Source organism: Stappia indica, from assembly GCF_009789575.1.
GTDB lineage: Bacteria > Pseudomonadota > Alphaproteobacteria > Rhizobiales > Stappiaceae > Stappia > Stappia indica_A.
Map to the genome: position 1 here is coordinate 3,040,936 of NZ_CP046908.1, position 26,285 is coordinate 3,067,220.

A 26,285-nucleotide genomic window follows, 5' to 3' on the forward strand; every position below is an offset into this window, starting at 1 on the left:
TCACGCTTTCGAGCGGACGAGCAGACATCCGTCCGCCTGGAAGACCGCTTCCTGTCCATCCGTGATGATCGTGGTGGTCTCGTTCTCGGTGATGACGGCGGGGCCGGCGATGCAGTCGCCCGGCGCAAGCTCTGAGCGGGCGACGACCGCGGCGGTGACGAAGCCGGCGGTGCGGGCCTCGAACATCTGCCGCGTCGCGGGCGCCTCCAGCCGGCGCTTCGCCTCGACGCGCGGCACGCGCGGGGCCGGATAGGCCTCGGAGCTCGCCCGCAGCGACCAGCTGACGATCTCGATGTCGAGCTTGTCGATCAGCCGGCCGAACAGCTGCTCGTAGACCTCCTCGAAGCCCTTGCGGAAGACGTCGACCTCGCCGGCGGCGTAGTCGCGCACATCCACGGCCACCGGCACTTCCCAGCCCTGGCCGGCATAGCGCATGTAGGCGGTGCATTCGAGGCTCGGCACCGCGTCCGGCGCGCCGGAGCGCACGAAGGCGGTCGCCTCCTCGGCCAGCTCCTTCAGCACGGCGTTGACCTTGCCGGCGTCGAAGGCGCTGAGGCGCAGGAAGGCGCTGCGCACGGATTCGAAGCCGAAGGGCGCGCGCAGGAAGCCGATGGCCGATCCGACGCCCGCGCCCGGCGGCACCAGCAACTCGCTGATGCCGAGCTTCTCGCACAGCCGGCCGGCATGCAGGGGCGCTGCGCCGCCGAAGGCGATCATCGTGTAGTCGGCCAGTTCCATGCCGTTCTCGACGGCGTGCATCCGCGCCGCGTTGCTCATGTTCTCGTCGACGACCTCGCACAGGCCGAAGGCGGCCGTGGTGCCGTCGATGTCGAGCGGGCGGGCGAGATCGCGCTCGATGGCGCCCGTTGCCGCACCCGTGTCCAGCGTCATCGAGCCGCCGGCAAAGCCCTCAGCCGCCAGCTTGCCGAGCAGCAGGTCGGCATCGGTGACCGTCGGCTTGTCGCCGCCGCGGCCGTAGCAGGCGGGGCCCGGCTCGGAACCCGCGCTGTGCGGGCCGACGCGGATCTGGCGCATGGCGTCGACCGCGGCGATGGAGCCGCCGCCGGCGCCGATCTCGACCATCTCGATCACCGGGATCGAGATCGGCATGCCGCTGCCCTTCTTGAAGCGGTAGGTGCGGGCGACCTCGAAGGTCTTGGCGGTCTTCGGCACCTGGTTGTCGATCAGGCAGATCTTGGCGGTGGTGCCGCCCATGTCGTAGGAGAGCACGCGCTCCAGCCCGTGCTGGCGGGCGATGTGCGCTGCGAAGATGGCGCCGCCTGCCGGGCCCGATTCCAGCAGCCGGACGGGGAACTCGATGGCGCTCTCGACGCTGATGATGCCGCCGCCCGAATGGATCATGAAGACCGGGCAGGTGGTGCCGGCGGCCTTCAGGCTGTCGGTCAGCCGGCGCAGGTAGGAGGCCATCAGCGGCTTCACATAGGCATTGGCGCAGACCGTATTGAAGCGCTGGAACTCGCGCATCTGCGGCGAGACTTCGCTCGAGATCGAGACGAAGAGGTCCGGCCGGCGGGCGAGCAGCGCATCGCGGACGCGCCGCTCGTGCGCGCCGTTGACATAGGAGTGGATGAGGCCGACGGCGATGCTCTCGAAGCCGCCCGCCAGCACGGTCTCGACCAGCGCGTCGAGCTCGGCCTCGTCGATCTCCTTCAGCACGTTGCCGTGTGCGTCGATGCGCTCATTGAGGACGAAGCGCTCGTCGCGCGGCACCAGGGGCGCCGGCAGCACGATGTCGAGATCGTACTGCTCGAAGCGGTTCTCGGTCCGCATCTCGATGACGTCCCGGAAGCCCTTGGTGGTGATGAAGGCGGTGCGCGCGCCGCGCCGCTCGATCAGGGCGTTGGTGGCCAGCGTGGTGCCGTGGATGAGCGTGTCGATCTGGTCGAGCGAGACGCCGGCGCGTTCCGCGACCAGCCGCACGCCGTCGACGATGCCCTGCTCGGGCGCCGTGTAGTTGGTCAGCACCTTGGCGGAGTGCATGGCATCGCCAACTTCCATGGCAACATCGGTGAAGGTTCCGCCGATGTCGGCCCCTATCCGGATCTGCTTGCCGTCCTTCGTCATGTTCGCCGCGTCTCCCGCTTGCCTTAAAGCCGCGCCGGCCCCTCCCGGAGCCGGCCATGTCACTTGTATGACAACATACTACATGAAAATGTCAAGACGTCTGATGTGTGATTGCATCAGTTTTGCGCCCCCGCCCGCGCATCCGTCCGCGCATCCTCCGGCAGCAGCTCGGCCGGCATGTTCTGGTAGCAGACCGGGCGCAGGAACCGCCGGATCGCCATCGAGCCGACGCTGGTCGCGCCGAAATTGGTGGAGGCCGGATAGGGCCCGCCATGCACCATCGCGTCGCAGACCTCGACGCCGGTCGGATAGCCGTTGACCAGCAGCCGGCCGGCCTTGCGCTCCAGCACCGGCACCAGGGCGCGCGCCTTGGGCATGTCGCCCGGCTCCAGCTGCAGGGTGCAGGTGAGCTGGCCGGCGAGCCCTTGCGCGACCTGCGCCATTTCCTCGGCCGAGGCGACGGTCACCACCAGCCCGAGCGGGCCGAACACTTCCTCGGCAAGATGCGGTTCAGTGAGGAACCGGGCGCCTTGCGTGCGCAGCAGCACGGGCGAGGCCTCGCGCGAGCCGCAGGACGGCCCGAGATGCACCGGCTTGCCGCCGGCCGCTTCCAGATCGCCCGCACCCTTGCGGAACGAGGCGGCGATCTCGGCCGTCAGCATCGGCTGCGGCGCCACCTGCGACAGGGCCCGCGCCGCCTCGGCGATGAAGGCCTCGGCCGCCTCGCCCGCGCGCAGCACCAGGACGCCGGGATTGGTGCAGAACTGGCCGGCGCCCATCACCAGCGAGGCGGTCCATTCGCGGGCGATGTTCGCCCCGCGGGTCCGCAGCGCCTCGTCCAGCACGAAGACCGGATTGACCGAACCGAGCTCGCCGAAGAACGGGATCGGCTCCGCGCGCTGGGCGCAAAGGTCGAACAGCGCCCGCCCGCCGGCAAGGCTGCCGGTGAAGCCGACCGCCCGGATCAGCGGATGGGTGACGAGGGCCTCTCCGGCCGCCCGGTCGGCGCTCTGCACCAGCGAGAAGGTGCCGGCCGGCAGCTGGCAGGCGATGCGCGCCGCCTCGATGGCCTCCGCGACGATCTCGCCGGTCGCCGGATGGGCGGGATGGCCCTTCACCACCACCGGGCAGCCGGCGGCAAGGGCGGCTGCCGTGTCGCCGCCGGCGGTGGAAAAGGCGAGGGGGAAGTTCGACGCGCCGAACACGGCGACGGGCCCGAGCGGGCGCATGCACAGGCGCAGCTCCGGGCGCGGCGGCGTGCGGCCTGCCAAAGCCTCGTCGACGCACAGGTCGAGATGGCGCCCGGCGCGGATATGGCCGGCGAACATGCGCAACTGGCCGGTGGTGCGGCCGCGCTCGCCCTCGACCCGCGCCTGCGGCAGGCCGGTCTCGGCCATCACCGCCGGGGTGAGATCTTCGGCGCGCGCCTCGATGGCCTCGGCAATGGCCTCCAGGAAGGCTGCGCGCTGTTCGCGCGAGGTGTGGGCGTAGCTCGCGAAGGCGGCTTCCGCGGCGCGCACCGCCGTGTCGATCTCGCCTGCCCCGCCATTGGCGAAGGCATGGGAGGGGCCGCTGACCGGCCGGCTGTCGAAACGGGCGCTGCTGTCGACGCGCGCACCGGCGATGAGATGGGCGCCGTGGGGACGATAGGCCATGTCGGGATGCTCCTTGCCGCATGTGAACGTTCGGTCCGCGCAACCCATCATAAAATAAGACATCATACAACTGTTGACTTTCATCTGATGCTCGGTAGAAGCTCAGGAAACCAGACAAGCCAACGAGGAGCGCTTCCATGGACCCGATCGAACTCAAGGAAAGGCTCGCTTTGAGCCTCCTGTCGTTCCCTGTCACGCATTTCACAGAAGGCGGCGGCTTCAACGCCGAGAGCTATCGCCGGCATGTGGAGTGGCTGTCCGGCTTCGAGGCCGCCGGCCTCTTCGCCGCCGGCGGCACGGGCGAGTTCTTCTCGCTGGCGCCGGACGAGATCCCGCATGTGGTGCGCGCGGCCAAGGAAGCGGCCGGCGACACGCCCATCGTCGCCGGTTGCGGCTACGGCACCGCGCTGGCCGTCTCCATCGCGAAGCAGGCCGAGGCCGCCGGCGCGGACGGCCTGCTGCTGCTGCCGCATTACCTGATCGACGCCTCGCAGGAGGGCCTCTACGCCCATGCCAAGGCCGTGTGCGATGCCGTCGGCATCGGCGTGATGATCTACAATCGCGACAACGCCATCTACAAGGCGGACACGGTCGCCCGCCTGTGCGAAGCCTGCCCCAACATGATCGGCTTCAAGGACGGCAGCGGCGAAATGGGCCTGGTGCGTGAGGTCACGGCAACCGTCGGCGACCGGCTCACCTATCTCGGCGGCATGCCGACGGCCGAGCTCTTCGCCGAGGCCTATCTCGCCGCCGGCTTCACCACCTATTCCTCGGCCGTCTTCAACTTCGTGCCGGGCATGGCGGTGGAGTTCTACAAGGCGCTGCGCGCCGGCGAGACCGCCACCTGCGAGACCCTGCTGAAGGGCTTCTTCTTCCCCTTCATGAAGCTGCGCGCGCGCGCCCCCGGCTATGCCGTGTCGCTGATCAAGGCGGGCGTGCGGCTCAAGGGCTTCGAGGCCGGCCCGGTGCGCACGCCGCTGACCGATCCGACGGCAGAAGAGGAGCGCCTGCTCGGCGAACTGATCTCCTTCGCGGAACGCCGCGCCAGCTGACGCGCTGTCATCGGGCAGCCGGAGAACAAAGGCCCGCGGGAGAGGCTCTCCCGCGGGCCTTTTTCGTGCGCGGTCGCGACGGAGCGCGCGCCCTCCGGTCTCAGTCCTGCGGTTCTGCGCGCTGCAGCCGCTCCACCAGCGAGACCGAGCCGCGCATGATGTGGTCCTTCAGGAAGGCCTGTGCCTCGGCCACATTGCCCTCGCGGCACAGTTTCAGGATGCGGCGGTGCTCGGCATCCATCGCCTCGCTGCCGATGGTGAAGCGCATCGGCACGGGAAAGTGCCGATAGGTGTTGATGTAGAGCTTTTCGAGAATGTCGAGGGTCTGCGGCCGGTCCGCCGCCGTGTAGAGCGCGTGGTGGAACGCCCAGTTCAGCCGCGTCCAGTGGGTCTGGGTGGACTTGTCGAGCATCTGGTCGAGGATCGCCTCGGCCGCGGCGAAGTCGTCCGGCTGCATGGCCGGGATAGCGATTCCGATCAGCCACGGCTCGAGCAGCGCCCGCAGCTCGTACATCTCGCGCAGCGCCTCGATGGAGACGCCGCTGACCACCGCGCCCTTGTGCGCCTCCACCTTCACCAGGCCTTCCGCCTCGAGCTGGTTCAGCGCCTCGCGCACCGGCACCCGGCTCACCCCCAGCCGCGCGGCGAGCTTTTCCTGCTTCAGCTTCTCGCCGCTCGCCAGCTCGCCGGAAAGGATCATCGAGCGTATCCGCTCGGTGACCTGCATGGTGACGGTCTTGCGGGCGATCAGGTGTGTCGCGTCATCCATGAACGGGCTCCAGGCTCTTCTCACCGTTGCACCAATATCCCAAGCCGGGCCGCTTCGCACCAGCTGCAGGCCCTGTCGGGTCGGCTTTCATATGGGACTTTATTTTGTATCCAATATTCATTATACACAAAATCCGGATGTGCCGAAAACCCCGGATCGAAGGGTGCGAGACCTTGTGCACCGTCTTGAGCAACAACGAGGGAGCCTGCGGCATCGAGGCCGCGGCCGAGCTGCTGGCAGGCGGTGCCCTGGCCCTTGATGCGCTGGAGGCCGGCGTGCGCCTGGTCGAGGCGGACCCTTCGGTGTGGACCGTCGGGCGCGGCGGCTGGCCCAATCTCCTCGGTATCGTCGAGCTGGACGCCTCGGTGATGGACGGCGACACGCTGCGCAGCGGCGCGGTCGGGGCCGTCACCGGCTTCCTGCACCCGGTCTCCATCGCCCGCCGCCTGCTGGAGGAGCTGCCGCACGAATTCCTCGTCGGCGAGGGCGCCATGCGGTTTGCCCGCGAGATCGGCGCCGAGCAGGGCGAGCTGCTGGCCGACCATGCCCGCGTCGCCTGGAGTGCCTGGTTCCAGGAAAGCTTGCGGGACGACGAGCGCGCAGCCTGGCCGGGCACGGACCTGCGCAAGCTGTGCTGGCAGTCGATGGACCCGGAGATCGGCAAGGACACCACGGTGTTTCTCGGCCTCGACGGCCGCGGCAGCCTTGCCACCGCCACCAGCACGTCCGGCTGGGGCTGGAAATATCCGGGGCGCCTGGGCGACAGCCCGGTTATCGGCGCCGGCTCCTATGCGGACAGCCGCTTCGGCGCCTGCGCCTGCACCGGCGTCGGCGAGATGACCATCCGCTGCGGCACCGCCCGCGCGGTGGTGCTCTACATGAAGATGGGCATGACCGTCGGAGAGGCGGTGGATGCCGCCGTCGACGACATGCGCGCCCTCAAGGGCGGGCTGATCGGCCGCGTCACCATCCACGCCATCGACAGGACCGGCGAGCATGCGGTCGTCGCCGTCAACGGCGAGCCCGGCAACCATTACTGGCTGTGGCGCGAGGGATTTGCGCGCCCCGAGCGCCGCGAGGCGCGCATCGCAACCCTTCATGCCGATACCGGCTCTGCGGCGACCACGCACGCACGGGCCGAGAGACACGCCCGGGCGGCCGCGGCGGCCCTCAGGGCGCTGGGCGGGACGGCCGCGTCCGCCGACCCGCAATTCTCAGGAGACCCCGAATGACTGTCATCGACCAGGCGCCCGTCAACCCGCTGTTCGCCGAGGATCCGGACGGGATCGCCGGCACCACGCTGGCCGATGTCGGCCGCCTGTTCCCGATCAAGCAGAAGCGCACCTATCTCAACAATGCCTCCATCGGCGCGCTGAGCCTGCCGGTGGTCGCCGCCGTCGAGCGCTTCCTCGGCAATTGCCGGGACAATGGCCGCAACGACTATCCCCGCTGGTGCAGCCATGCGGACGAGATGATCAAGTCGCGGGTGGGCCAGCTCATCGGCGCCCGCCACAGCGAGATCGCCTTCGTCAAGAACACCACGGAAGGCCTCGTCAACGTCGCCAACGGCCTGGCCTGGAAGGAGGGCGACAATGTCGTCCTGCCGGATATCGAATACCCCTCCAACGTCTATTGCTGGATGAAGCTGGCGACCCGGGGCGTCAACATCCGCTGGGTGAAGAACCGCGGCGGGCGCATCCTCGTCGACGACATCCGCGAGGCGATGGATGCCCGCACGCGCCTCGTCTCGCTGAGCTCGGTGCAGTTCTCCAACGGCTTCCGCCAGGACCTGGAGGCGACGGCGACGCTCTGCCGCGAAAAGGGCGTGCTGCTCAACCTCGACGCCATCCAGTGGGTCGGCGCGCTGGAGATGGATGTCGAGCGCTACGGCATCGACTTCATGTCCTTCGGCGGCCACAAATGGATGCTGGCCCCCGTCGGCACCGGCATCTTCTATTGCCGCGACGCGGTGCTCGACCAGCTCGAGCCGACTTCCGTCGGCTACCACACGGTCGACCGCGGCGAGGCGCATATGGACTATGTGCTGGACTATCGTCCCGGCGCCGGCCGCTTCGAGGAGGCCTTGGTCAACTTCCCCGGCATCTGGGGCCTGGATGCGGCGGTGCGCATGCAGCTGGCGCTCACCCCGCGCGCCATCGAGGCGCATATCCTGTCGCTGACCGCCCGCGCCGCCGAAGGCCTGCGCGCCAAGGACTACGAGATCCACAGCCCGTTCGGCGCCGGCGAGCGCTCGGGAAATCTCTCCTTCAGCCATCCGGCCTTCGGGCCGGAAGAGCTCGACAGACGACTGGGCGAGGCCGGTGTCGACCTTGCCCAGCGGGGCGGCCGCCTGCGGATCTCGCCCAGCTACTACAACGACGCCGACGAGATCGACCGTCTCGTCGACGTGTTGCCGTGACCCCATCAAAGATAAAAAGAACCAGCCAGAAGGAAGCCTCATCATGGAAATGACACGTCGCAGCTTCGCCCTGACGGGCCTGACGGCCCTCACGGGTCTCGCCCTCGGCGGCACCTCGCTCAGCGCCTTTGCCGCCGGCAAGGCGGGAACCCTGCGCTACGGCACGGTGACCGAGGTCACCAACATCGACCCGCACATCTATGCCGGCAATTCCTGGAAGGTGCTGATCGGCGTGCTCTATTCGCCCCTCGTCACCTTCGACACCAAGGGCGAGATCGTGCCGGCGGTGGCCGAAAGCTGGGAGCAGCCGGATGCGGCGACCATCGTCTTCCGCCTGCGCGAGGGCGTGACCTTCCATGACGGCAGCGCGCTCACCGCGGACGACGTCGTCTTCTCGCTGGAGCGCATCCGCAATGAGGCGACCGGCGCGACGCTGCGCGGCTACCTGGTCGACTGCACCATCGCCAAGATCGACGAGCGCACGGTGGAGGTGAAGAAGTCGGAGCCCGACGCCTCGCTCCTCTCCGTCCTGGCGCTGCCCGAGGCGGCGATGGTGTCGAAGGCCTGGGTCGAGTCCGGCGTCAACATCAAGTCGCAGGCCAACGGCACCGGTCCCTTCACGCTGGCCGAATACGAGTCCGGCGTGCGCGCGCGCCTCGCCGCCAACCCCTCCTACTTCGTCGAGGGCGAGCCGAAGCTCGAGACGGTCGACTTCCGCATGATCAAGAGCGACGACGCCCGCGTCTCGGCCCTGCGCTCGGGCCAGCTCGACATGATCGACTTCGTGCCGTGGAAGGACATCGACATGCTGGCGCGCATGCCGAACTTCGAGGTGGACTCCGCCTCCGGCGCCTTCATGAGCGTGTGGTTCAACGCCACCCGTGCGCCGTTCGACGATCCGCGGGTGCGCCGGGCGATGGCCTTCGCCGTCGACCGCGAGGCGATTTCGCGCGCCGCCTTCTTCGGCCACGGCACGCCGATCTTCTCGGTGCCGACGCCGCCGGACTCGCCCTATTTCAATGCGGACCTGAAGGGCGCCGTCTCCCTCGACCTCGAAAAGGCCAGGGCGCTTTTGGCCGAGGCCGGCCACGGCGAGGGCCTCGACATGGAGCTGATCGTCTACCAGGGCCTCGGCATCTACACCACGACCGCCCAGATCCTGCAGGCCAATCTCAAGGAGATCGGCGTCAACGTCTCGATCCGCCTGGTGGAATGGTCCGACCTCGTCTCGCGCAAGAACGGCGCGGACTACGACGCGATGATCTACGGCGTCTCCATGAAGCTGAACGACCCGGACGCCTACAGCTACTATCTCGGATCGGAATCCGCCTACTGGGCCAAGCCCATCGGCTACCGCGACGAGGACCTGGAGGCGCTGCTCGACAAGGGCCGGCAGCTCACCGACCAGGCCGAGCGCAAGGCCGTCTATGCCAAGGCGGAGGAGCGGATCCTGGAGACGATGCCGTGGATCTTCATCAACTACCGCGAACAGGCGCAGGCCTATACGCGCAAGGTGAAGGGCTATGTGCATCTCGGCGGCGCGCTGAGCGAGGCGGCCCCGGCCATCTCGCTGCCGAAGATCGCCCTCGACTGAGGAGCGTCCTCGCCTGACCGGCTCGCCCGGCATCGCAGATCCGCCCGCCGCGCCCCCGCCCTTACCCGGCTGTCGCGGCGGGCTCCGTTCAACGGGAGCGTTCCATGCTGAGGTTCCTCGGCCACCGGCTTTCCTCCGCCCTGCTGACGCTGGCCATCGCCGCCGTGGCGGTGTTCCTCGTCGCCCGCATGATCCCCGGCGATCCGGTGATGATCATGCTGGGCGAGGCCACCGGCGGCGATCCGGCGGCGGTTGCGCGCATGCGCAACGAACTGGGCCTCGACCGGTCGCTGTTCGTCCAGTTCGGCAACTGGGCGATGCGCCTGCTGCAGGGCGATTTCGGCGTCTCGATCCGCTCCGGCCAGCCGGTGCTCGACGACCTGCTGCTGCGCATTCCCCGCAGCCTGGAACTCATCGCCGGCGGATTGCTGGTCGCGGTGCTGCTCGGCCTGCCGCTCGGCATCGTCTCGGCGCGCAACCGCGGCCGCCTGTCCGGCGCGATCAGCTCCATCGTCTCGGTGATCGGCTTTTCCGCGCCCGTCTTCGTCTCGGGCGTCATCCTCGTGGTCGTCTTCGGCGTCTGGTTGCAGGTGCTGCCCTCCTCCGGCTACGTGCCCTTCGCCGACGATCCGCTGCTGCACCTGTCCTGCCTCGTCCTGCCCTCGCTGGCCATCGGGCTGAACTTCATGGGCGTCGTCGCCCGCGTCACCCGCGCCAGCCTGATCGACACGATGGACAACGACTATGTGGCGCTCGCCCGCGCCAAGGGCCTGTCGCGGGGGCGGGCGATGATCCGCCATGCGCTGCCCAACGCCATGGTGCCGGTGATCGCCATCGTCGGCATCCGCGCCGGCAACCTGCTCGGCGGCACGGTGATCGTCGAGGCGCTGTTCGACTGGCCGGGCCTCAGCTCGCTGCTGGTCAGCGCCTCCTTCTCGCGCGACTACCCGGTGATCCAGGGCAGCCTGATCGCCATCTTCGCGATCTTCATCCTCATCAGCCTGCTGATCGACCTGGCGCAGAGCTTCTTCGACCCGCGCGTGAGGGCCGCCGCATGACGACCACCTTCCTCTCGACCCTGCTGCGCGAGCTGACGAGCCGGCGGAACCTTGCCGCCTCTGCCGCCTTGCTGTTCCTTCTGGTCGTCGCGGTGCTCTCCGCCGCCGCGCCCCTGCTGCCGATCCAGGACCCGCTGGCCATCGACACGCTGAACATCCTCTCCGGCCCCTCGCAGGCGCACTGGCTGGGCACCGACGAGCTCGGCCGGGACATCCTGTCGCGCATCATCCATGGCGGGCGCGTCTCGCTCGGCGTCGCCCTGTCGGCGGTGCTGCTCGCCGGCGTGCTCGGCACCTTCCTCGGCGTGCTGATCGGCTTTTGCGGTCCCCGCGTCGAGGCGGTCGCCATGCGGCTGATCGACGTCTTCGTGTCGCTGCCGGAGATCTTCGTCGCCCTGATCGCGCTGGCGCTGCTGGGCGGGGGGCTGGGCACGCTGATCGGCACGATCGGGCTGATCTACTGCCCGCAATTCGCCCGCGTCGTCTACAACATGACCCGCTCGATCCGCGCCCGCGAGCATGTGCTGGCGGCCCGCTCGCTCGGCGCCGGCCGGCTCTGGCTGATCCGCCACGAGGCGCTGCCCAACCTTTATTCGATCATCGCCGTGCAGGCCTCGGTCACCTTCTCCTTCGCGCTGCTGATGGAGGCGGGGCTCAGCTTCCTCGGCCTCGGCGTGCAGCCGCCGACCCCGTCCTGGGGCCAGATGGTCGGTATTCTCAAGAACTACATCTACATCAACCCCTGGGCCGCCGTGTTCCCCGGCCTTGCCCTGTTCTTCGTGGTGCTCGCGGTCAATCTCGTCGGCGACCTGCTGCAGGACGTGCTCAATCCGGAGCTGCGCAAATGACCGCCGCCCCGCTTCTGTCCGTCCGCGACCTGTCTGTCCGCTTCGGCGATTTCCTGGCGGTCGACGGCGTCGGCTTCGACGTGGCGCCCGGCGAGGTCGTGTGCATCGTCGGCGAATCGGGCTCGGGCAAGTCGGTCACCGGCCGCGCCATCATGGGCCTGCTCGACGGCTCGGTCCGGCGCGGCGGCGAGATCCTGCTGCGCGGCGAAGCGCTGCAGGAGGCGTCCGAAAAGCGCATGAACGCGGTGCGCGGCAAGGAGATCTCGATGATCTTCCAGGAGCCGATGACCGCGCTCAATCCCGGCATGCGGGTCGGCGCCCAGATCGCCGAGGTCCTGCTGCTGCATTTCCCCGTCACCCGCGCCGAGGCCATGCGCCGGGCGGTGGCGCTGCTGGAGCGGGTCGGCATCCGCGATGCGAAGACGCGCGCCCGCGCCTTCCCGCACGAGCTGTCCGGCGGCATGCGCCAGCGGGTGATGATCGCCATCGCCTGCGCCGCCGATCCGGCGCTGATCATCGCCGACGAGCCCACCACCGCGCTGGACGTCACCGTGCAGGCGCAGGTGCTGGAGCTGCTGTTCGAGATGCAGCGCGAGCTCGGCTCGGCCGTCGTCTTCGTCACCCACGACCTCGGCGTGGTCGCCGGCATCGCCGACCGCGTGGTGGTGCTCTATCGCGGCAAGGTGGTGGAAGAGGGCACGGTCACGGAGATCTTCACCCGGGCGCGGCATCCCTATACCCGCGCGCTGATCGCCGCCGCTCCCGACGTGGAGCTGCCGCGCACGCCGGGCCTGCGCTTTCCCACCGTCGACACGGACGCGATCTTCGGCCGGCCGGGCAGCGCCCCCGCTCCTCAGGCTCCGGCCCCGGTTCCCGCCGCGCCCGCCTCTTTGGCCGGAAGCGAGGACGATGCGGCAGTGCCGGCGCTGGAGCTGCGCAACCTGCGCCGCACCTTCCGCCTCAGTGGCGGCATCCTGCCCTTCGGCGGAAAAGTCCTGCACGCGGTCGACGGCGTCAGCCTGACCATCGCGCCGGGCACCACCACGGCGCTGATCGGCGAATCCGGCTCGGGCAAGAGCACGCTGGGGCGCTGCGTCGCCCGGCTCGACCGGCCGACCTCCGGCGATATCCTCTATCGCGGCCGCGATGTGGTCTCCCTGCGCGGCGACGAGCTGATGGCCTTCCGCCGCCAGGTGCAGACGATCTTCCAGGACCCGTTCGCCTCGCTCAATCCGCGCCGCACCGTCGGCGATGCCGTCACCGACGGGCTCGCCATCCACGGACTTGCCGGCCGCGAGGAGCGGCACGAGCGGGCGCGTGCGCTGCTCGCCCGCGTCGGCCTCGACCCGGATTACGTCTCGCGCTATCCGCACCAGTTCTCCGGCGGCCAGCGCCAGCGCATCGCCATCGCGCGGGCGCTGGCCCTCGACCCGCGCTTCATCGTCGCCGACGAGGCGGTGTCGGCGCTGGACGTCTCCGTGCGGGCGCAGGTGCTGAACCTGCTCTCCGATCTGCAGGACGAGCACCGCCTGTCCTTCCTCTTCATCACCCACGACCTGTCGACCGTGCGCCAGTTCGCCGACCGGGTGGCGATCATGCAGGCCGGGGAAATCGTCGAGGAAGGCGAGACGGAAGCGATCTTCACCGATCCGCAGCACGCCTATACGCGCGCCCTGCTCGCTGCGGTGCCGCGCATCCACCTGGAGAGCGCCCGGCGCCTGCGGCCACTGCCGGCCTGAGCGGGCAGGCGTCTTCCCGCGCGACATTCGGGCGCAAGCCGCAGCGTCGGTCGGCGCTCGACGGGCGGGCCGGCTTGCGCAATGATGCCGGGCATTGGACGACTTGTGCCGCGGGCGTTTTGCCCGCCCTGCCGGGATCTGCGTGTGACCAAGACGAAACGGCCGGCCCGTGCGGGTCTCTGGCGATGGCTGCGGCGCGGGGCGTTGACCCTTGCCGCCGTCCTTGTCCTGTGCGTCGGCCATGCGGTCCTGCTGCAGCTGACGGGCAACCTCCACACGGTCGTCGCCGGCGAGCTCTACCGCTCCGCCCAGCCGTCCGGCGAGGACATCGCCAGTCAGCGCGAGCGTTTCGGCATCCGCACCATCCTCAACCTGCGCGGCGCCAGCCCCGGTGCCCCCTGGTACGAGGGCGAACGCGCGGCGGCCGAGCAGCTCGGCATCGGCCATCTCGACTTCGCCATGTCCGAAAGCCTGGTTCTGTCGCGGAGCGAAGCGGAGCAGCTGGTGACCTTGATGCGCGAGGCGCCCAAGCCGCTGCTCATCCATTGCCGCGCCGGCTCGGACCGCACGGGCCTTGCCGCCTCCCTCTACATGGCCGCCATCGCGGGGGCGGACGAGGAGGAGGCCGAGGCGCAGCTGTCCTTCCGCTTCGGCCACGTGCCGCTGCCCTGGCTGTCGCGGGCCTGGCCGATGGACGAGAGCTTCGAGCAGCTGGAGCACTGGCTGGGCTTCACCGCCTCCTGAGTCGTGCGCCGGCCGCGTTAGCCCGCCTCATCTTCTCCTGACGAAAACTCAGCAGCCGACGGCCTTCGTCCGTGCTCAACTGTCCCCGGCGGTCCGCATCCAGGCGGGCCGCCGACAAGGACGATTGCGCATATGGATCCCACCTCGCTGACGGCGCTTGCCATCTATGCCTTCGTGATGTCGATCACGCCGGGCCCCAACAATCTGATGCTGACCACCTCCGGCCTCGTCTTCGGCATGGCCCGCACCTGGCCGCATATCCTCGGCATTCCCTTCGGCGTCGCGGTGCAGCTGAGCGCGGTCGGTGCCGGCCTCGGCGCCGTTTTCGCGGTGGAGCCGCGGCTGCAGGTGGTGCTGAAGGTCGTGGGCACGCTCTATCTGCTGTGGCTGGCGGCCAAGCTCTGGCGCGCCGGCGAATTGCGCGATGCCTCCATGGTCCGCCCCATCGGCTTCTTCCAGGCCGCCGCCTTCCAGTTCGTCAATCCCAAGGCCTGGCTGATCGCCGGCACGGTGATCGCCGCCTTCGTCGCGCCGGGCGAGGGCTATGCCGGCCGGCTGGCGCTGGTCTGCCTCGTCTTCGCGGTGGTCGGCGTGCCCTGCATGTCGGTCTGGGCCGCCTTCGGGGCGGGGCTGCGGCAAGTGCTCAAGGACCGGCGCAAGCTGCTGCTGGTCAACCGGACGATGGCCGCGCTCGCCGCCCTGACCGCCGTGCTGTTCTGGCTGTGAGACGAGAGAGCCCGATGCCCCGTGAAACCGGAACCGCCGTCGCCGTCGCCGCCGCCATCGCCCTCACCGAGGCGGGCGCCGACAATCTCTACGCCTGGGGCGAGGGGTGCCTCGGCTGGCGCCTGCTGGAGCAGGAGGGCCTGCAACTACGCCAGGAGCTGATGCAGCCTGGCACCAGCGAGACCCCGCATCTGCATCGCCATGCCCGCCAGGTCTTCTATGTGCTGGAGGGCGAGATGACCCTGCGCATGCCGGAGGGAACGCTGCGCGCCCGCCCGCGCCAGGCGATCCACGTTCCGCCCGGCCGGCCGCACTGGGTGCGCAACGACGGGGCCGGCGATCTGGTCTTCGTTCTCGTCTCTTCCCCTTCGACCGCCGGCGACCGCATCGAGGTCGAGACGGACGGCTGGACGCCTCTTACCTCCCGCGATGCAAACGAGAGAGATGACCGATGACCTCCCCGATCGTGCGGCCCCCGATCGTGCGGCCCGACGCCCTGCGGCTCCAGACCCAGCGCCATGGCGAGAGCTTCGAGGCCGGCACCGCGCCGATTGCCGCGCCGCTCGGCGCCCGCCATCTCGGCGCGCGCTATGTGGAGGTGCCGGCCGGCAAGAAGGCCTGGCCGTTCCATTGCCACCACGCCAATGACGAGATGTTCGTGATCCTCGCCGGCTCCGGCCGGCTGCGCTACGGGGGCGATGAACACCCGGTCAGTGCCGGCGATGTCGTCGTCTGCCCGGCCGGCGGCCCGCAGACCGCGCACCAGCTGATCGCCGGGCCGGAGGCGCCGCTGCGCTATCTCGCCATCAGCAGCATGCGCGAGCCGGACGTGATGGAATATCCCGACAGCGGCAAGCTGGCGGTCTTTGCCGGCTCCGCCCCCGGCGGCGACAAGGCGGCGCGGCGGCTGGACCTGGTGCTGCGCGGCGATGCGACCGCCGGTTACTGGGACGGCGAGGACTGAGCCGCCTCGGCCAGCAGCCAGGCGCGCACGTTGCGGATCCGCCGGTCGCGCTCCAGCGCCGGCGGATAGCACAGATAGTAGCCGGCGTCGGCCGGCACCTGGTGGCCGAACAGCGGCTTGAGCCGCCCGGCGGCAATGTCCTGTCCGGCGATCTCGATCCCGGCCAGCGTCACGCCGGCCCCGTCGATGGCGGCCTTGAGGCCGAGCCCGGCGGAATCGACGATGGTCACCGCCGCCGGCTGCAGCGGCCCGCCCGGCAGCGAGGCGTTCCAGCGGGCGAAGTTCTCCCGCCGGTTCTGCGACAGGAAGAGGTTCGTGCGGCCGACAAGGGCGCGCAGCCCATCCTCGCCGCCGGCCGCGACCAGCGACGGCGCGCCGAGCAGCCCGACCGTCTCCTCGAACAATCGCTCCGCGATGACGCCCGGCCACTGGCCGTCGCCATGCCGCACGGCCGCATCCGCCGCCCCGGCCGAAATATCCGCCCGGTCCTGGCCGGTCGAGATCAGCAGCTCGAAGCCGGCCCGGGCGAAAGGATAGCGGCTCAGCCGCGGCGACAGCCAATGCGCGGCGAAGGTCGGCAGCATCGACAGGCGCAAGGGGCCGAGCTTGCGCTCGCTCCTGACCAGCCCCACCGCCCCGGCGATCCGGCCGAAGCCCGCCGTCAGCTCCGGCGACAGCATGCGCCCGGTTTCCGTCAGCTCCAGCCGCGGCCCGACCCGCCGCATCAGCTCCACGCCCAGCACCGTTTCCAGCACGCGCAGCTGGTGGCTCACCGCCGACGGCGTCACGCCGATCTCGCCCGCCGCCTCCTTGATCGACAGATGGCGGGCCGCCGCCTCGAAGGCGCGCAGCGCCGTCAAGGGCACGCCGAGCCGCATGGCGCGGCCGCTCTCCTGCGGCGGCGAGGGGGCGGATGAGGGGGCGGGTGAGAGGCAAGGAGCATGCTGGAGCATCTGGGGTCCGATCCGGTCAGGCAGGACTTTCACGATCCGGGATGCTATTGGCTGTGACACTTTGTTAAAACAGGAAAAGTGTCACGTTACACTTGAGGAGATTTCGCATGCGCCTGCGCTCGCCCTGGCAGCCCCGCCTGGCGGAAGGGTCCGGCCCGCCCGGCGAACGGCTCGCCGCCGCCCTGTCGCAGGACATCCTGTCGGGGGAGCTTGCCGTCGGCGCGCGCCTTCCCGCGCAGCGCGATCTTGCCTGGCGCCTCGGCATCGGCCTTGGCACCGTGACCAAGGCCTATGCGCTGCTGGAGCGGCGCGGGTTGCTGCGCTCGGTGCGCGGCTCGGGCAGCTTCGTCGCCGCGACGGAGGCGCGCAAGGGGCCGCTCGTCGACCTGTCGCGCAACGCCCCGCCCTCCGGCGTCAGCGAGCGGCTGCTTGCCCGCACCCTGGCCGCCGTTTCCCGCAGGCTCGATGCGGATGTGTTCAACACCTACCCGCCGGTCGCCGGCCATGCCCGCTACCGCAACGAGATGGCCCGCTGGTTCCGCCGGCTCGGCATGGAGGCCGATCCCGAATGCCTGCTGCTGGCGGGCGGGGCCCAGCATGCGCTCGCCGTCGCGCTCTCGGTCCTTTGCGGTCCGGGCGGCACGCTGCTGGTCGAGGCGCAGACCTATCCCGGCGTGCTGACGCTCGCCCGGCATATGGGCCTGCGCGTCGTCGGCGTCGCCATGGACGGCGAAGGCATGCTGCCCGATGCCCTGGACAGGACCTTGCACGACCTTCAAGGGCAGTCGGGCGGCATCGCGGTCTACCTGACCCCGACCATGCAGAACCCGACCACCGGCTCGATGGGGCGCGGCCGGCGCGAGGCGATCGTCGCGGTCTGCCGGGCGCGCGACGCAATGCTGGTGGAGGACGACGTCTACACGCTGGCGCCGGAGGCGGAGTTTCCCCCGCTTGCCGGCCTTGCGCCCGAGCGCGTCGTCTACATCAACAGCCTGTCGAAGACCTTGAACCCCTCCTTGCGCGTCGGCGCGCTCGTCGTTCCTCCGGCCCTTGTCGCCCGTACGGAAGCTGCGCTCCATGCCAGCGGGCTGATGATCTCGCCGCTCGGCTGCGTGGTGATGGAGCAATGGGTGCTGGACGGTACGGCCGAGGCCATCGGCACCGCCATCCGCGAGGAGGCGCAGCGACGCCGGGCGCTTGCCGGTGCGATCCTCGGCTCCGCGACGCGCGACGCGCGCCATGTCGGCTATCACGTCTGGTTGCCTCTCCAGGCCGGACAGGCCGCAGCGCTGGAGACCGCTGCCCGGGCGCTGGGCATCCTCGTCACGCCGCCCGCCTCCACCGCCGCTGCGCCCGGCACGCCGGGGGACGATGCCTCTAGCGGCGTGCGGCTTTGCCTCGGTGCCCCCGCCATCGACGAGCTGGAGACGGCCCTTCGCGCCATTGCCGGCCTTGTCGAAAATCTCGGGGTCGGTGCGTCGGCGCCGTCCGTTCTCGCCTGAGGCAGGCGGCTCAGAAATAGGACCAGGTCAGCAGCAGACCGAAGGCGATCACCACCGCCCGCAGCACGGACGGCTTCACCCAGCGCGCCAGCCGCGCGCCGAGATAGCCGCCGGCAATCGCCCCGGCCAGCACGACAAGTCCCGGCAGCCAGGCGATGATGCCGGTGGCGACGAACACGGCGACGGCGACGCTGGTGACCACGGTCGCCAGCGCGTTCTTCAGGGCATTCGCCTCGTTGACGTCGTCGATCCCGATCAAGGTCAGCACCGCCATCAGCAGGATGCCGAGCCCGGCGCCGAAATAGCCGCCATAGACGGCGACCGCGAAATCGATGGCGAGCAGCGCCGCCCTCGGCAGTTCCCCGCCGCGATGCGCGCTCACCCAGGCACGCAGCCACGGCCCGGCGGCGAAGAGCAGCGTTGCCGCCAGCAGCAGCCAGGGGATCAGCTGGCGGAAGATCGCGTTGCCGGTCGCCGCCAGCAGCGCCGCGCCGACGATGCCGCCGAGGATGAAGACCGGGGCGCTGGCCTTCAGCCGCGCCGACTGGCGGCGGAGCTCCTCGCGATATCCCAGCAGGCTGGTGGCATGGCCCGGCCAGATCGAGATCGCGCTGGTGGCATTGGCGGCGACCGGCGGCACGCCGACATGCAGCAGCGCGGGAAAGGTGAAGAAGGTGCCCCCGCCGGCGATGGCGTTGCAGGCGCCGCCGACGAGCCCGGCGGCCAGCAGCAGGAGCAGCTCGGCAAGGCCGATCTCGGCGCCCCCCATTTCAGCCCCGCACCCCGGCGGCGAAGGCGTCGAACAGCCTCCGCCCCTCGCGCCAATCCCCGACGCCGCTCGCCCCGTTGATGTGGCCCCTGGCGCCGATCTCGACGAGCCCGGCTCCCCAGTCCTGCGCCCGCCGCCGGGCATGCTCGCGCGTGCCGTAGGGATCGTCGCTGCTGGCGATGATCAGCGCCGGGAACGGCAGCGCCTGCGCCGGCAGGTCGCGAAAGCTCGCCGCCTCGCCCGGAAAGGCCGGCCCGTCCGGGTCCGGCACCGCCACCAGGAACGCCCCGCGCACGCGGCCCGCAATGCTCTCCGCCGCATGGGCGACCAGCAGGCAGGCGAGGCTGTGGGCGATCAGCAGCGGCGGACGGGAAAAGCCGGCGAGCGCCCGCTCCAGTGCGCCCGTCCACTCGGCAAGATCCGGCCGGTCCCAGTCGGCCGGGGCAAAGCGCGTCAGCCCGGCATCCTCCGCCTCCCACAGGGTCTGCCAATGCGCCTCGCCCGATCCGCCGATGCCGGGAAGAACCAGTCCATAGCTCATTGCGCGCCCCTGTCGTGTTCGCCAGCCCGGCAGGAAGACTACAGGGCGAACCGCCATGGAGGAAACTGAAGCGATCTCAGCCGGCATGGAGCATTTCTCACGCTTCTGGGGCGTCAGTTTTGGCGCGAATTGTCCCTCATCCGTCCGGCCCGCGCATTTCGCTCCTTGGGATCTGCGCTATTTTTCAGATACTGTCCGCCACAAGGAGACGCCTCGAAATGTCCGCAGAGACCGCCCTCATCGTCATCGATGCCCAGGAATCCTTCCGCCACCGGCCCTACTTCCGCGAGGACGGGCTCAGCCTCTATCTGGAGCGCCAGCAGGCGCTGATCGACGGCGCCTCCGCCGCCGGCATCCCGATGGTGCAGATCTTCCATGTGGAAGAGACCGGCCCGTTTTCGGAAGGCTCCGGCTTCGTCGTGCCGCTGTCCCCGCTGCGCCTTGCTGCCGACGCGGTCTTCCGCAAGCGCCGCCACAGCGCGCTGGTCGGCAGCGGCCTCGATGTCTGGCTGACCCAGCGCGGCATCCGCCGGCTGATCGTCTCGGGCATCCGCACCGAGCAGTGCTGCGAGACGACGACGCGCCACGCCTCGGATCTCGGATACGAGGTCGATTTCGTCGGCGAGGCGACGCTGACCTTCCCGATGGTCGATGCGGCGGGGCGCGAGTGGAGCGCCGCGGAAATCCGCGCCCGCAGCGAACTGGTGCTCGCCGGCCGTTTCGCCCGCATCGCCACGGTGGAGGAGGCGCTGGCCGCCGCCAAGGCCGACCGGCTCGCCGCATGAGCGAGGCAGCGCGCGTGCGGATGATACCCGTTTTCGTGCCCGTTTTCGTGGTGGTTCCGCCGCGCGCGCTGCTGCTCGATATCGCCGGCCCGGTCGAGGTGCTGCGCAAGGCCAACATGGAGCAGGCGCAGCTATGCTTCGACGTCGCCTATGTCGGCCCGGCGGCGGATGTCACCAGCTCCGTCGGCCTTGCGGTTACCGGCATCGCGCCGCTGCCCGATACCTTGCCCGACGGGGCGATGGTGGTGGTCTCGGGCGCCGCCGACAGGCCGCTCGGCAGCGAGGTCGACACGCGCAAGGACGACGCGCCGCTGGAAGCGGAGATCGCCGACTGGCTGCGCCGGGTGGTGCGCCCCGGCATCCGGCTGGTGACGATCTGTTCCGGCGCGCTGCTTGCCGCCCGCGCCGGCCTGCTGGAAGGGTGCGAATGCACCACCCATCACGCGGCGATCGAGGACCTGCGCCGCGCCGCGCCCACCGCGCGGGTGCGCGACAACCGCCTGTTCGTCGAGGACGGCGAGCGGCTGACCAGCGCCGGCATCACCGCCGGCATCGACCTCATGCTGGCCATCGTCGCGCGCGAGGCCGGCCACGACGTGGCGCTGGCGGTCGCGCGCTATCTCGTCGTCTACCTGCGGCGCGGCGGCGCCGACCCGCAGCTTTCGCCCTGGCTGGAAGGGCGCAACCACATCCACCCCGCCATCCACCGGGTGCAGGACGCGGTCGCCGGCGATCCGGCGCGCGCCTGGACCGTCACGGCGCTCGCCCGCCTTGCCGCCACCAGCCCGCGCAACCTCTCGCGCCTGTTCAACGAGCATACCGGGCTCAGCGTCACCGATTTCGTCAATCGCATGCGCATCGCGCTGGCGCGCGAGATGGTGCTCGGCTCGCGGCTCGACATGGAGGAGATCGCCGCCAGAGCCGGCTTTTCCTCCGCCCGCCAGTTCCGCCGGGCCTGGAACCGGCTGCATCCTGCCTCGCCGACCAGCCTGCGCGCCGCTGCCTCCTGAGGGCGGAGCGGCCTAGGTCGTGGACTCATAATTGTGCCGGAAACGGCGTCTGGCCCGGCAATGATATGCCAGGAGGAGCGTGATGGCCGGGGCAGGTCCCCCGGCCGAGCGGTCCGACGCCGCAGATCGAAGTCGGGCCGACGCCCTTCGGGTCTGGGCGAACCTGCCGGCAACAGCGTCGCAAGACCTTGAAAACCGGACGGTTTCCTGCGGACTTGCTCCTTGTATCCAGACAGGCTCGCGCAGACCGTTTCTCGCCAGAATTATGAGTCCACGACCTAAAGTGCGTGCGGCCGCCCTTCGGCGATCTCCAGCGCCCTGAGCGCGAAGCGCTCGGCGAGCGGGGCCAGCTTCGCGGCCTCCGGATCGGAGGCATTGCCGAGCCGTGCCCGCTCCGCGATGCCGACGAAGATGACGGCGAAGCGGTAGAGCGCAAAGGCCTTGTGAAAGGGCAGCAGCGGGGGTGCGCCGGGCGCCGCCTGCATGTAGCGGGCGACGAACTCGTCTTCGCGCGGCAGCTGCATCGCGGCAAGGTCGAGGCCCAGCAGCCCGCCATATTCCTCCGGCGCGGTGTGCCAGGGCATGCAGCAGAAGCCGAGATCGGCCAGCGGATGGCCGAGCGTCGACAGCTCCCAGTCGAGGATCGCCACCACCTTGGGCTGGCTCGGGTGGAACATCAGGTTGCCGAGCCGGAAATCGCCATGGCACAGCGACACGCGCCCGTCATCCGCCGGCCGGTTGGCGCTCAGCCAGTCGAACAGCGCCTCGATCGGGGGGATGGGCGCCAGCTCCGACTGGCGATACTGCCGGTCCCAGCGGCTGATCTGCCGCTCGAAATAGGTGCCCGGCTTGCCGTAGTCGCCAAGGCCGACCTCCTCCGGCACGATGGCGTGCATCGCCGCCATCGCCTCGGCCGCCGCCATCCAGATGGCGCGGCGCTCGCCGGCGGGAAGGTCCTCAAGCGAAGTGTCGGTGAAGACGCGCCCCTCGACCCGCTCCATCAGGTAGAACGGCGTGCCGATCACCTCGGCGTCCTCGCAATAGAGCACCGGACGCGGCACCGGCACGCCGGTCGGCGCCAGCGCCTGCAGCACCCGGTATTCCCGGTCGATGGCATGGGCCCCGCGCAGGATCGGCCCGCCCGGCTGCTTGCGCAGCACGTAGCGCTCCGGCCCCCGGTCGAGGAAGAAGGAGGGGTTGGACTGGCCGCCGCCGATCCGCTCCAGCACTATCTCGCCCGTCGTGGCGCCGAGCTCTGCATCGAGCCGCGCGGCAAGCCTCCCTGCGTCGAAGCCGGGCCCGCTCACTCTCCGGTCTCCCAGCCTGCCGTCTCCCAGCGCCAGGCGTCGCGCCCGTCCTTTTCCAGGTGCCGGTAGAGCACCATCTTGTGCACCTCGTCGGCGCCGTCGACCAGCCGCGCCTGGCGGGCGTAGCGGTAGATCCATTCCAGCACGGTGTCCTTGGAATAGCCGCGGGCGCCGTTGATCTGGATCGCCGTGTCGGCCGCCTTGTGCAGCAGGTTGGCGACATGCACCTTGGCCATCGAGACTTCCTTCTGGGCATAGCCGCCCCGGTCGATCTCCCAGGCGGCCTTCATCACCAGCATGCGGCCGATCTCGATCTGCATCGCCAACTCGCCGAGCATCACCTGCACGCTCTCCCGGTCGGCCAGCCGCACGCCGAAGCCCATCCGCTTGGAGGCATATTCGCGGGCGATCTCGACGCAGCGCTTCGACAGGCCGAGCCAGCGCATGCAGTGGGTCAGCCGCGCCGGCCCGAGCCGCGTCTGCGTCGCCTTGAGGCCCCGCCCCTCGCCGATCAGCACGTTCTCCGCCGGGATGCGAAGTCCGTCGAAGCGCAGCTCGCAATGCCCGCCATGCTCTTCCGGTCCCATGATCGGGATGCGCCGGACGATCTCCCAGCCCGGCTGGTCGCGGTGGAACAGGAAGGCGGTGTGGCCGGCGCGCGCATCGTCCGAGGTGCGGGCGATGAGCACGAAATGCGCCGCCTCCTCCGCGCCGGTGATGAACCACTTGTGCCCCGTGACCACATAGTCGTCGCCCTCGCGCACGGCGCGGGTCTGCATCATGCCGGGATCGGAGCCGCCGCCCGGATGCGGCTCGGTCATCACGAAGGCGGAGCGCACCTTGCCCTGCGCGATGGGCGCCAGCCACCGCTCTTTCTGCTCCGGCGTGCCGAGCGCCTCCAGCATCATCATGTTGCCGTCGTCGGGCGCGGCGGAGTTGAAGACGACCGGCCCGAAAATCGAGCGGTTCATCTCCTCGTAGCACACCGCCATGCCCATCTTGCCGACGCCGCGCCCGCCGTTCTCGGGCGACAGCTGCAGGCACCACAGGCCCTGCTCGCGGGCCTTGGCGCGCATCGTCTCCAGCACGCCTGGTGCGATGTTCTCATGCGCGTCGTAGGATGCCGGATCGCTCTCCAGCGGGATCAGGTGCTCCTCGACGAAGGCGGCGATCTCGGCGCGCAGGCCGGCGATCTCGGGGGATAGGGTGAAATCCATGAATGCCCTCACAATCCTGAAACCAGATGTCCGCCGTCCACCGCGATGACCGAGCCCGTCATGTAGGCGGACCGGTCGCTGGCCAGCAGCAGCAGCGGCGCGTCGAGATCGCTTTGCGATCCCAGCCGCCGCTGCGGGATGCGGCCGATCAGCGCCTTGCCCGCCTCGGTGGCGAAGAATTCGGCATTGATCGGCGTTTCTATATAGCCCGGGCACAGCGCGTTGACGCGAATGCCGTAGCGCGCCCATTCCAGCGCCAGCGTCTTGGTCAGCTGCACCAGCCCCGCCTTGGAGGCGGCATAGGCGGCAAGATGGCCGGAAACGCGAAGGCCCAGGATCGAGGCGATGTTGACGATGGAGCCGCCGCCGGCCTCGCGCATGCCGGCCGCTGCCGCCCGCGCCACCGCGAAGGCGCCGGTGAGATTGGTGTCGATGACGCCGGAAAACTCCTCCGCCGTCATGGAAAGCGCGGCGCCCGCCCCGGCAACGCCCGCATTGTTGATGAGGATGTCGAAGGGTGCGCGCCCGGCGAACAGCGCCGCGACGCTGTCCGCATCGGCGACATTCATCTCCGCCGCCTCCGCCTCGTGCCCTGCCGCGCGCAAGGCGGCGGCATTCGCCTCCACCTTGTCGAGACGCCGCGCCGCCAGCGTCACGCTGGCGCCGGCCTCCGCCAGCACCTTGGCGAAATGCTCGCCGAGCCCGCTCGAGGCGCCGGTGACCAGCGCCCGCTTTCCGTCAACCCGCAAATCCATGTCCGCCCCTCACGCCTCGCCGCGCCGCTTGCGCTCGGCATCGTCCCAGGCGGTCAGCGCCTGGTAGTCCGGCACGAAGCCGAGCCCCTTGCGCGCGTCGGAGGAGACCGCGTCTTGCGAGGTCACCACGTCGATCACCGCCGGCGCGTTGGCCAGACCCCGGCGGATGGCGTCTGCCAGGTCGTCCGGGTTCTCCACCCGCTCGCCATGCGCGCCGAGCGCGCGGGCCATCGCCGCATAGTCGGAATGGCGCAGCACCGTGCCGATCACCCGGCCGCCGTAGTTGTACTCCTGGTCGTAGCGCTCGATGTTCCAGGCCGCGTTGTTGGAGACGATGACGACGATCTTCGCCCCGTGCCGCACGGCGGTGTCGATCTCCATGGCGTTGATGCCGTAGGCGCCGTCGCCCGTCACGGCGATCACCTGCCGGTCCGGGCAGGCAAGGGCGGCTGCGACCGCGAAGGGCACGCCGACGCCCAGGCACCCGAAGGCGCCGGCATCGAAATAGGTCGAGGCGGACAGCCCGACGCGGGCGAAGCTCAGGAGGTCGCCGCCGTCGGCAACGGCGATGTAGTCCGGCTCGGCCGCGTCCTTCAGCGCCTCGAAGATCGCCATCGGGTGGATCTTGCCGTCCTTGCCGGTGCGCGGCGCCGGGGTCTTGTCGCCGGCCTCGATCCGGGCGCGGTGCTTGGCGCGCAGGCCGTCCAGCCAGGCGTCGTCGCGGCTGCCCGCGTCATTGCCGAGCGCCTCGCTCAGCGCGTCGAGCGCCAGATCCACCGAGGCGAGCAGCTCCGGATCGCCGCGCCGGTTGTCCAGCAGCTCGCCGTCCGTGTCGGCGATGCGGATGAAGCGGGCGTGCGGGAAGACCGCAGGCGAGCCGAAGCCGAGCTGGTAGTCGAGCTTGCGGCCGAGCGTGATGACGAGGTCGGCCTCGCTCATCGCCGCCGCGCGCACCGCGCCCACCACCGAGGGATGACCGGCCGGCACCAGTCCGCGGCTTTCCTGCGTGTCGAGATAGAGCGCGTCCGCCGCATCGAGGAAGCGCACCAGCGCCTCGCCGGCATCGCGCGCGCCCCGGCCGCTGATCACCAGCGGGCGCCTGGCCGCGCGGATCGCCTCGGCGGCTTGCCTGACGCGCTCGGGATGCGGCACGAGACGGCGCGGGGTAAGCGGGCGCAGCCAGTCGTCCGGCACCAGATTGGCGGCGACGCGGGTGCGCAGCACGTCGGTCGGCACCTCGATATAGGCCGGTCCCGGCTCGCCGGCCGCGCCGAAGGCCCGTGCCATCGCCTCGTCCAGCTCGCGCAGCACCTGGTCGGCGACGCGCGCGGTGCGGGCGTAGCGGGTGACCGGGCGCAGGATGTCGACATGCGGGATGTCCTGCAGCGGGCCCATGTTGGCCTGCGGCCGCGAGGTGCAGCCGCCGATCAGCAGCACCGGCGTGCGCGCCAGCGAGGCATTGGCCATGCCGGTCACGCAATTGGTGACGCCGGGCCCGGCGGTGGCCATCGCCACGCCTAGCCCGCCGGTCAGCTCGGCATGGGCCTGCGCCATGTGGATGGCCGCACCCTCGTCGCGCACGTCGATGATCTCGACGCCGCGCCGGCCGAGGTGATCCCAGATCGGCTGGATATGCCCGCCCTGCAGGCCGAAGACGCGGGCAACGCCGCGCCGTTGCAGCGCCTCCGCGATCCAGGCGGCGACGCTGTCCTCGTCGCGGTTGAGGTCCTGCTGCTGCTCGCTCACTGTCTCTCTCCCTGATCTTGTCGTGTCTTGTCGCGTGTCGCGCCGGC

24 protein-coding genes are annotated in these 26,285 nt (G+C 70.1%); 14 read left to right on the forward strand and 10 right to left on the reverse strand.

The features are described 5' to 3' along the window. Both GH266_RS14285 and GH266_RS14290 read right to left on the reverse strand, forming a co-directional pair. Positions 1 to 2,085: a hydantoinase/oxoprolinase family protein gene (locus tag GH266_RS14285; protein WP_158194421.1), complete on the reverse strand. Its 2,085-nt coding sequence runs from the start codon at positions 2,083 to 2,085 to the stop codon at positions 1 to 3. Between the two features lie 116 nt (positions 2,086 to 2,201). Then, positions 2,202 to 3,740 carry an aldehyde dehydrogenase (NADP(+)) gene (locus GH266_RS14290; RefSeq protein WP_158194422.1) on the reverse strand — a complete coding sequence of 513 codons (1,539 nt, stop codon included), beginning with the start codon at positions 3,738 to 3,740 and terminating at the stop codon, positions 2,202 to 2,204. 137 nt (positions 3,741 to 3,877) lie between these two features. Here GH266_RS14290 and kdgD point away from each other — a divergent pair, with 137 nt between their 5' ends. Then, positions 3,878 to 4,792 (forward strand): 5-dehydro-4-deoxyglucarate dehydratase, encoded by a 915-nt coding sequence (kdgD, locus tag GH266_RS14295; protein ID WP_158194423.1) that lies wholly within the window; start codon positions 3,878 to 3,880, stop codon positions 4,790 to 4,792. A gap of 100 nt (positions 4,793 to 4,892) precedes the next feature. Here the strand turns inward: kdgD and GH266_RS14300 are convergent, their stop codons facing one another. Then, complete coding sequence (locus GH266_RS14300) at positions 4,893 to 5,561, reverse strand: GntR family transcriptional regulator (protein ID WP_158194424.1); 669 nt, start codon at positions 5,559 to 5,561, stop codon at positions 4,893 to 4,895. A gap of 185 nt (positions 5,562 to 5,746) precedes the next feature. Here GH266_RS14300 and GH266_RS14305 point away from each other — a divergent pair, with 185 nt between their 5' ends. The 10 genes from GH266_RS14305 to GH266_RS14350 all read left to right on the forward strand — a co-directional run bounded on the left by GH266_RS14305 (position 5,747) and on the right by GH266_RS14350 (position 15,653). Next, positions 5,747 to 6,793, forward strand: coding sequence for an isoaspartyl peptidase/L-asparaginase (locus GH266_RS14305; RefSeq protein ID WP_209001460.1), 1,047 nt, complete (start codon positions 5,747 to 5,749; stop codon positions 6,791 to 6,793). After that, positions 6,790 to 7,980 (forward strand): aminotransferase class V-fold PLP-dependent enzyme, encoded by a 1,191-nt coding sequence (locus tag GH266_RS14310; protein WP_158194426.1) that lies wholly within the window; start codon positions 6,790 to 6,792, stop codon positions 7,978 to 7,980. Before GH266_RS14305 ends, GH266_RS14310 begins: the two co-directional genes overlap by 4 nt. Positions 7,981 to 8,023: 43 nt before the next feature. Then, positions 8,024 to 9,574 carry an ABC transporter substrate-binding protein gene (locus GH266_RS14315; protein WP_158194427.1) on the forward strand — a complete coding sequence of 517 codons (1,551 nt, stop codon included), beginning with the start codon at positions 8,024 to 8,026 and terminating at the stop codon, positions 9,572 to 9,574. A gap of 104 nt (positions 9,575 to 9,678) precedes the next feature. Further along, positions 9,679 to 10,632: an ABC transporter permease gene (locus tag GH266_RS14320; protein WP_158194428.1), complete on the forward strand. Its 954-nt coding sequence runs from the start codon at positions 9,679 to 9,681 to the stop codon at positions 10,630 to 10,632. After that, the gene (locus GH266_RS14325) at positions 10,629 to 11,480 is read left to right on the forward strand and encodes an ABC transporter permease (protein WP_158194429.1); all 852 of its coding nucleotides are present in this window, start codon (positions 10,629 to 10,631) and stop codon (positions 11,478 to 11,480) included. The genes GH266_RS14320 and GH266_RS14325 overlap by 4 nt, the downstream gene beginning before the upstream one ends. Further along, on the forward strand, positions 11,477 to 13,219 hold the full coding sequence (locus GH266_RS14330; RefSeq protein ID WP_158194430.1) for an ABC transporter ATP-binding protein: 1,743 nt from the start codon (positions 11,477 to 11,479) through the stop codon (positions 13,217 to 13,219). Before GH266_RS14325 ends, GH266_RS14330 begins: the two co-directional genes overlap by 4 nt. A gap of 144 nt (positions 13,220 to 13,363) precedes the next feature. Continuing rightward, positions 13,364 to 13,963: a tyrosine-protein phosphatase gene (locus GH266_RS14335; protein ID WP_244953693.1), complete on the forward strand. Its 600-nt coding sequence runs from the start codon at positions 13,364 to 13,366 to the stop codon at positions 13,961 to 13,963. A gap of 132 nt (positions 13,964 to 14,095) precedes the next feature. Next, positions 14,096 to 14,689: a LysE family translocator gene (locus GH266_RS14340; RefSeq protein WP_158194431.1), complete on the forward strand. Its 594-nt coding sequence runs from the start codon at positions 14,096 to 14,098 to the stop codon at positions 14,687 to 14,689. A gap of 14 nt (positions 14,690 to 14,703) precedes the next feature. Continuing rightward, entirely contained in the window at positions 14,704 to 15,144 is a 441-nt protein-coding gene (locus GH266_RS14345) for a cupin domain-containing protein (RefSeq protein ID WP_158194432.1), read from the forward strand. Beyond that, positions 15,141 to 15,653: a cupin domain-containing protein gene (locus tag GH266_RS14350; RefSeq protein WP_158194433.1), complete on the forward strand. Its 513-nt coding sequence runs from the start codon at positions 15,141 to 15,143 to the stop codon at positions 15,651 to 15,653. Before GH266_RS14345 ends, GH266_RS14350 begins: the two co-directional genes overlap by 4 nt. Here GH266_RS14350 and GH266_RS14355 read toward each other — a convergent pair. Beyond that, the gene (locus tag GH266_RS14355) at positions 15,632 to 16,531 is read right to left on the reverse strand and encodes a LysR substrate-binding domain-containing protein (RefSeq protein WP_158194434.1); all 900 of its coding nucleotides are present in this window, start codon (positions 16,529 to 16,531) and stop codon (positions 15,632 to 15,634) included. The genes GH266_RS14350 and GH266_RS14355 overlap by 22 nt on opposite strands. A gap of 182 nt (positions 16,532 to 16,713) precedes the next feature. On the opposite strand from GH266_RS14355, the gene GH266_RS14360 reads away from it, so the two are divergent. Beyond that, on the forward strand, positions 16,714 to 18,108 hold the full coding sequence (locus tag GH266_RS14360; RefSeq protein ID WP_158194435.1) for an aminotransferase-like domain-containing protein: 1,395 nt from the start codon (positions 16,714 to 16,716) through the stop codon (positions 18,106 to 18,108). A gap of 10 nt (positions 18,109 to 18,118) precedes the next feature. On the opposite strand, the gene GH266_RS14365 is transcribed toward GH266_RS14360, so the two are convergent. Continuing rightward, positions 18,119 to 18,877 carry a sulfite exporter TauE/SafE family protein gene (locus tag GH266_RS14365; protein WP_158194436.1) on the reverse strand — a complete coding sequence of 253 codons (759 nt, stop codon included), beginning with the start codon at positions 18,875 to 18,877 and terminating at the stop codon, positions 18,119 to 18,121. Position 18,878: 1 nt separating this feature from the next. Continuing rightward, a complete protein-coding gene (locus GH266_RS14370; protein ID WP_158194437.1) occupies positions 18,879 to 19,418 on the reverse strand; it encodes an RBBP9/YdeN family alpha/beta hydrolase in 540 nt (179 codons plus the stop codon). Between the two features lie 218 nt (positions 19,419 to 19,636). Between GH266_RS14370 and GH266_RS14375 the strand changes: the two genes are divergently transcribed. After that, positions 19,637 to 20,203, forward strand: a complete 567-nt coding sequence (locus tag GH266_RS14375) for an isochorismatase family protein (RefSeq protein WP_158194438.1) — start codon at positions 19,637 to 19,639, stop codon at positions 20,201 to 20,203. Beyond that, positions 20,200 to 21,213 (forward strand): GlxA family transcriptional regulator, encoded by a 1,014-nt coding sequence (locus GH266_RS14380; protein ID WP_158194439.1) that lies wholly within the window; start codon positions 20,200 to 20,202, stop codon positions 21,211 to 21,213. Before GH266_RS14375 ends, GH266_RS14380 begins: the two co-directional genes overlap by 4 nt. A gap of 278 nt (positions 21,214 to 21,491) precedes the next feature. Here GH266_RS14380 and GH266_RS14385 read toward each other — a convergent pair whose 3' ends face one another. From GH266_RS14385 to GH266_RS14400, 4 genes are read right to left on the reverse strand one after another with little or no spacing between them, the layout of a single operon-like run. Further along, complete coding sequence (locus GH266_RS14385) at positions 21,492 to 22,520, reverse strand: phosphotransferase family protein (protein ID WP_199270660.1); 1,029 nt, start codon at positions 22,518 to 22,520, stop codon at positions 21,492 to 21,494. Continuing rightward, positions 22,517 to 23,737 (reverse strand): acyl-CoA dehydrogenase family protein, encoded by a 1,221-nt coding sequence (locus tag GH266_RS14390; protein ID WP_158194441.1) that lies wholly within the window; start codon positions 23,735 to 23,737, stop codon positions 22,517 to 22,519. Before GH266_RS14390 ends, GH266_RS14385 begins: the two co-directional genes overlap by 4 nt. A gap of 8 nt (positions 23,738 to 23,745) precedes the next feature. Further along, positions 23,746 to 24,492, reverse strand: coding sequence for an SDR family NAD(P)-dependent oxidoreductase (locus GH266_RS14395; RefSeq protein ID WP_158194442.1), 747 nt, complete (start codon positions 24,490 to 24,492; stop codon positions 23,746 to 23,748). 9 nt (positions 24,493 to 24,501) lie between these two features. Further along, entirely contained in the window at positions 24,502 to 26,238 is a 1,737-nt protein-coding gene (locus GH266_RS14400; protein ID WP_158194443.1) for a thiamine pyrophosphate-binding protein, read from the reverse strand. Between the last annotated feature and the right edge of the window lie 47 nt (positions 26,239 to 26,285).

Coding starts and splice junctions, on each gene's coding strand:
- GH266_RS14285 (WP_158194421.1), bottom strand. CDS start 2,085: ATGACGAAGGACGGCAAGCAGATCCGGATAGGGGCCGACATCGGCGGA.
- GH266_RS14375 (WP_158194438.1), top strand. CDS start 19,637: ATGTCCGCAGAGACCGCCCTCATCGTCATCGATGCCCAGGAATCCTTC.
- GH266_RS14300 (WP_158194424.1), bottom strand. CDS start 5,561: ATGGATGACGCGACACACCTGATCGCCCGCAAGACCGTCACCATGCAG.
- GH266_RS14350 (WP_158194433.1), top strand. CDS start 15,141: ATGACCTCCCCGATCGTGCGGCCCCCGATCGTGCGGCCCGACGCCCTG.
- GH266_RS14325 (WP_158194429.1), top strand. CDS start 10,629: ATGACGACCACCTTCCTCTCGACCCTGCTGCGCGAGCTGACGAGCCGG.
- GH266_RS14360 (WP_158194435.1), top strand. CDS start 16,714: ATGCGCCTGCGCTCGCCCTGGCAGCCCCGCCTGGCGGAAGGGTCCGGC.
- GH266_RS14330 (WP_158194430.1), top strand. CDS start 11,477: ATGACCGCCGCCCCGCTTCTGTCCGTCCGCGACCTGTCTGTCCGCTTC.
- GH266_RS14355 (WP_158194434.1), bottom strand. CDS start 16,531: ATGCGGCTCGGCGTGCCCTTGACGGCGCTGCGCGCCTTCGAGGCGGCG.
- GH266_RS14310 (WP_158194426.1), top strand. CDS start 6,790: ATGACTGTCATCGACCAGGCGCCCGTCAACCCGCTGTTCGCCGAGGAT.
- GH266_RS14315 (WP_158194427.1), top strand. CDS start 8,024: ATGGAAATGACACGTCGCAGCTTCGCCCTGACGGGCCTGACGGCCCTC.
- kdgD (WP_158194423.1), top strand. CDS start 3,878: ATGGACCCGATCGAACTCAAGGAAAGGCTCGCTTTGAGCCTCCTGTCG.
- GH266_RS14395 (WP_158194442.1), bottom strand. CDS start 24,492: ATGGATTTGCGGGTTGACGGAAAGCGGGCGCTGGTCACCGGCGCCTCG.
- GH266_RS14380 (WP_158194439.1), top strand. CDS start 20,200: ATGAGCGAGGCAGCGCGCGTGCGGATGATACCCGTTTTCGTGCCCGTT.
- GH266_RS14370 (WP_158194437.1), bottom strand. CDS start 19,418: ATGAGCTATGGACTGGTTCTTCCCGGCATCGGCGGATCGGGCGAGGCG.
- GH266_RS14320 (WP_158194428.1), top strand. CDS start 9,679: ATGCTGAGGTTCCTCGGCCACCGGCTTTCCTCCGCCCTGCTGACGCTG.
- GH266_RS14290 (WP_158194422.1), bottom strand. CDS start 3,740: ATGGCCTATCGTCCCCACGGCGCCCATCTCATCGCCGGTGCGCGCGTC.
- GH266_RS14340 (WP_158194431.1), top strand. CDS start 14,096: ATGGATCCCACCTCGCTGACGGCGCTTGCCATCTATGCCTTCGTGATG.
- GH266_RS14345 (WP_158194432.1), top strand. CDS start 14,704: ATGCCCCGTGAAACCGGAACCGCCGTCGCCGTCGCCGCCGCCATCGCC.
- GH266_RS14390 (WP_158194441.1), bottom strand. CDS start 23,737: ATGGATTTCACCCTATCCCCCGAGATCGCCGGCCTGCGCGCCGAGATC.
- GH266_RS14365 (WP_158194436.1), bottom strand. CDS start 18,877: ATGGGGGGCGCCGAGATCGGCCTTGCCGAGCTGCTCCTGCTGCTGGCC.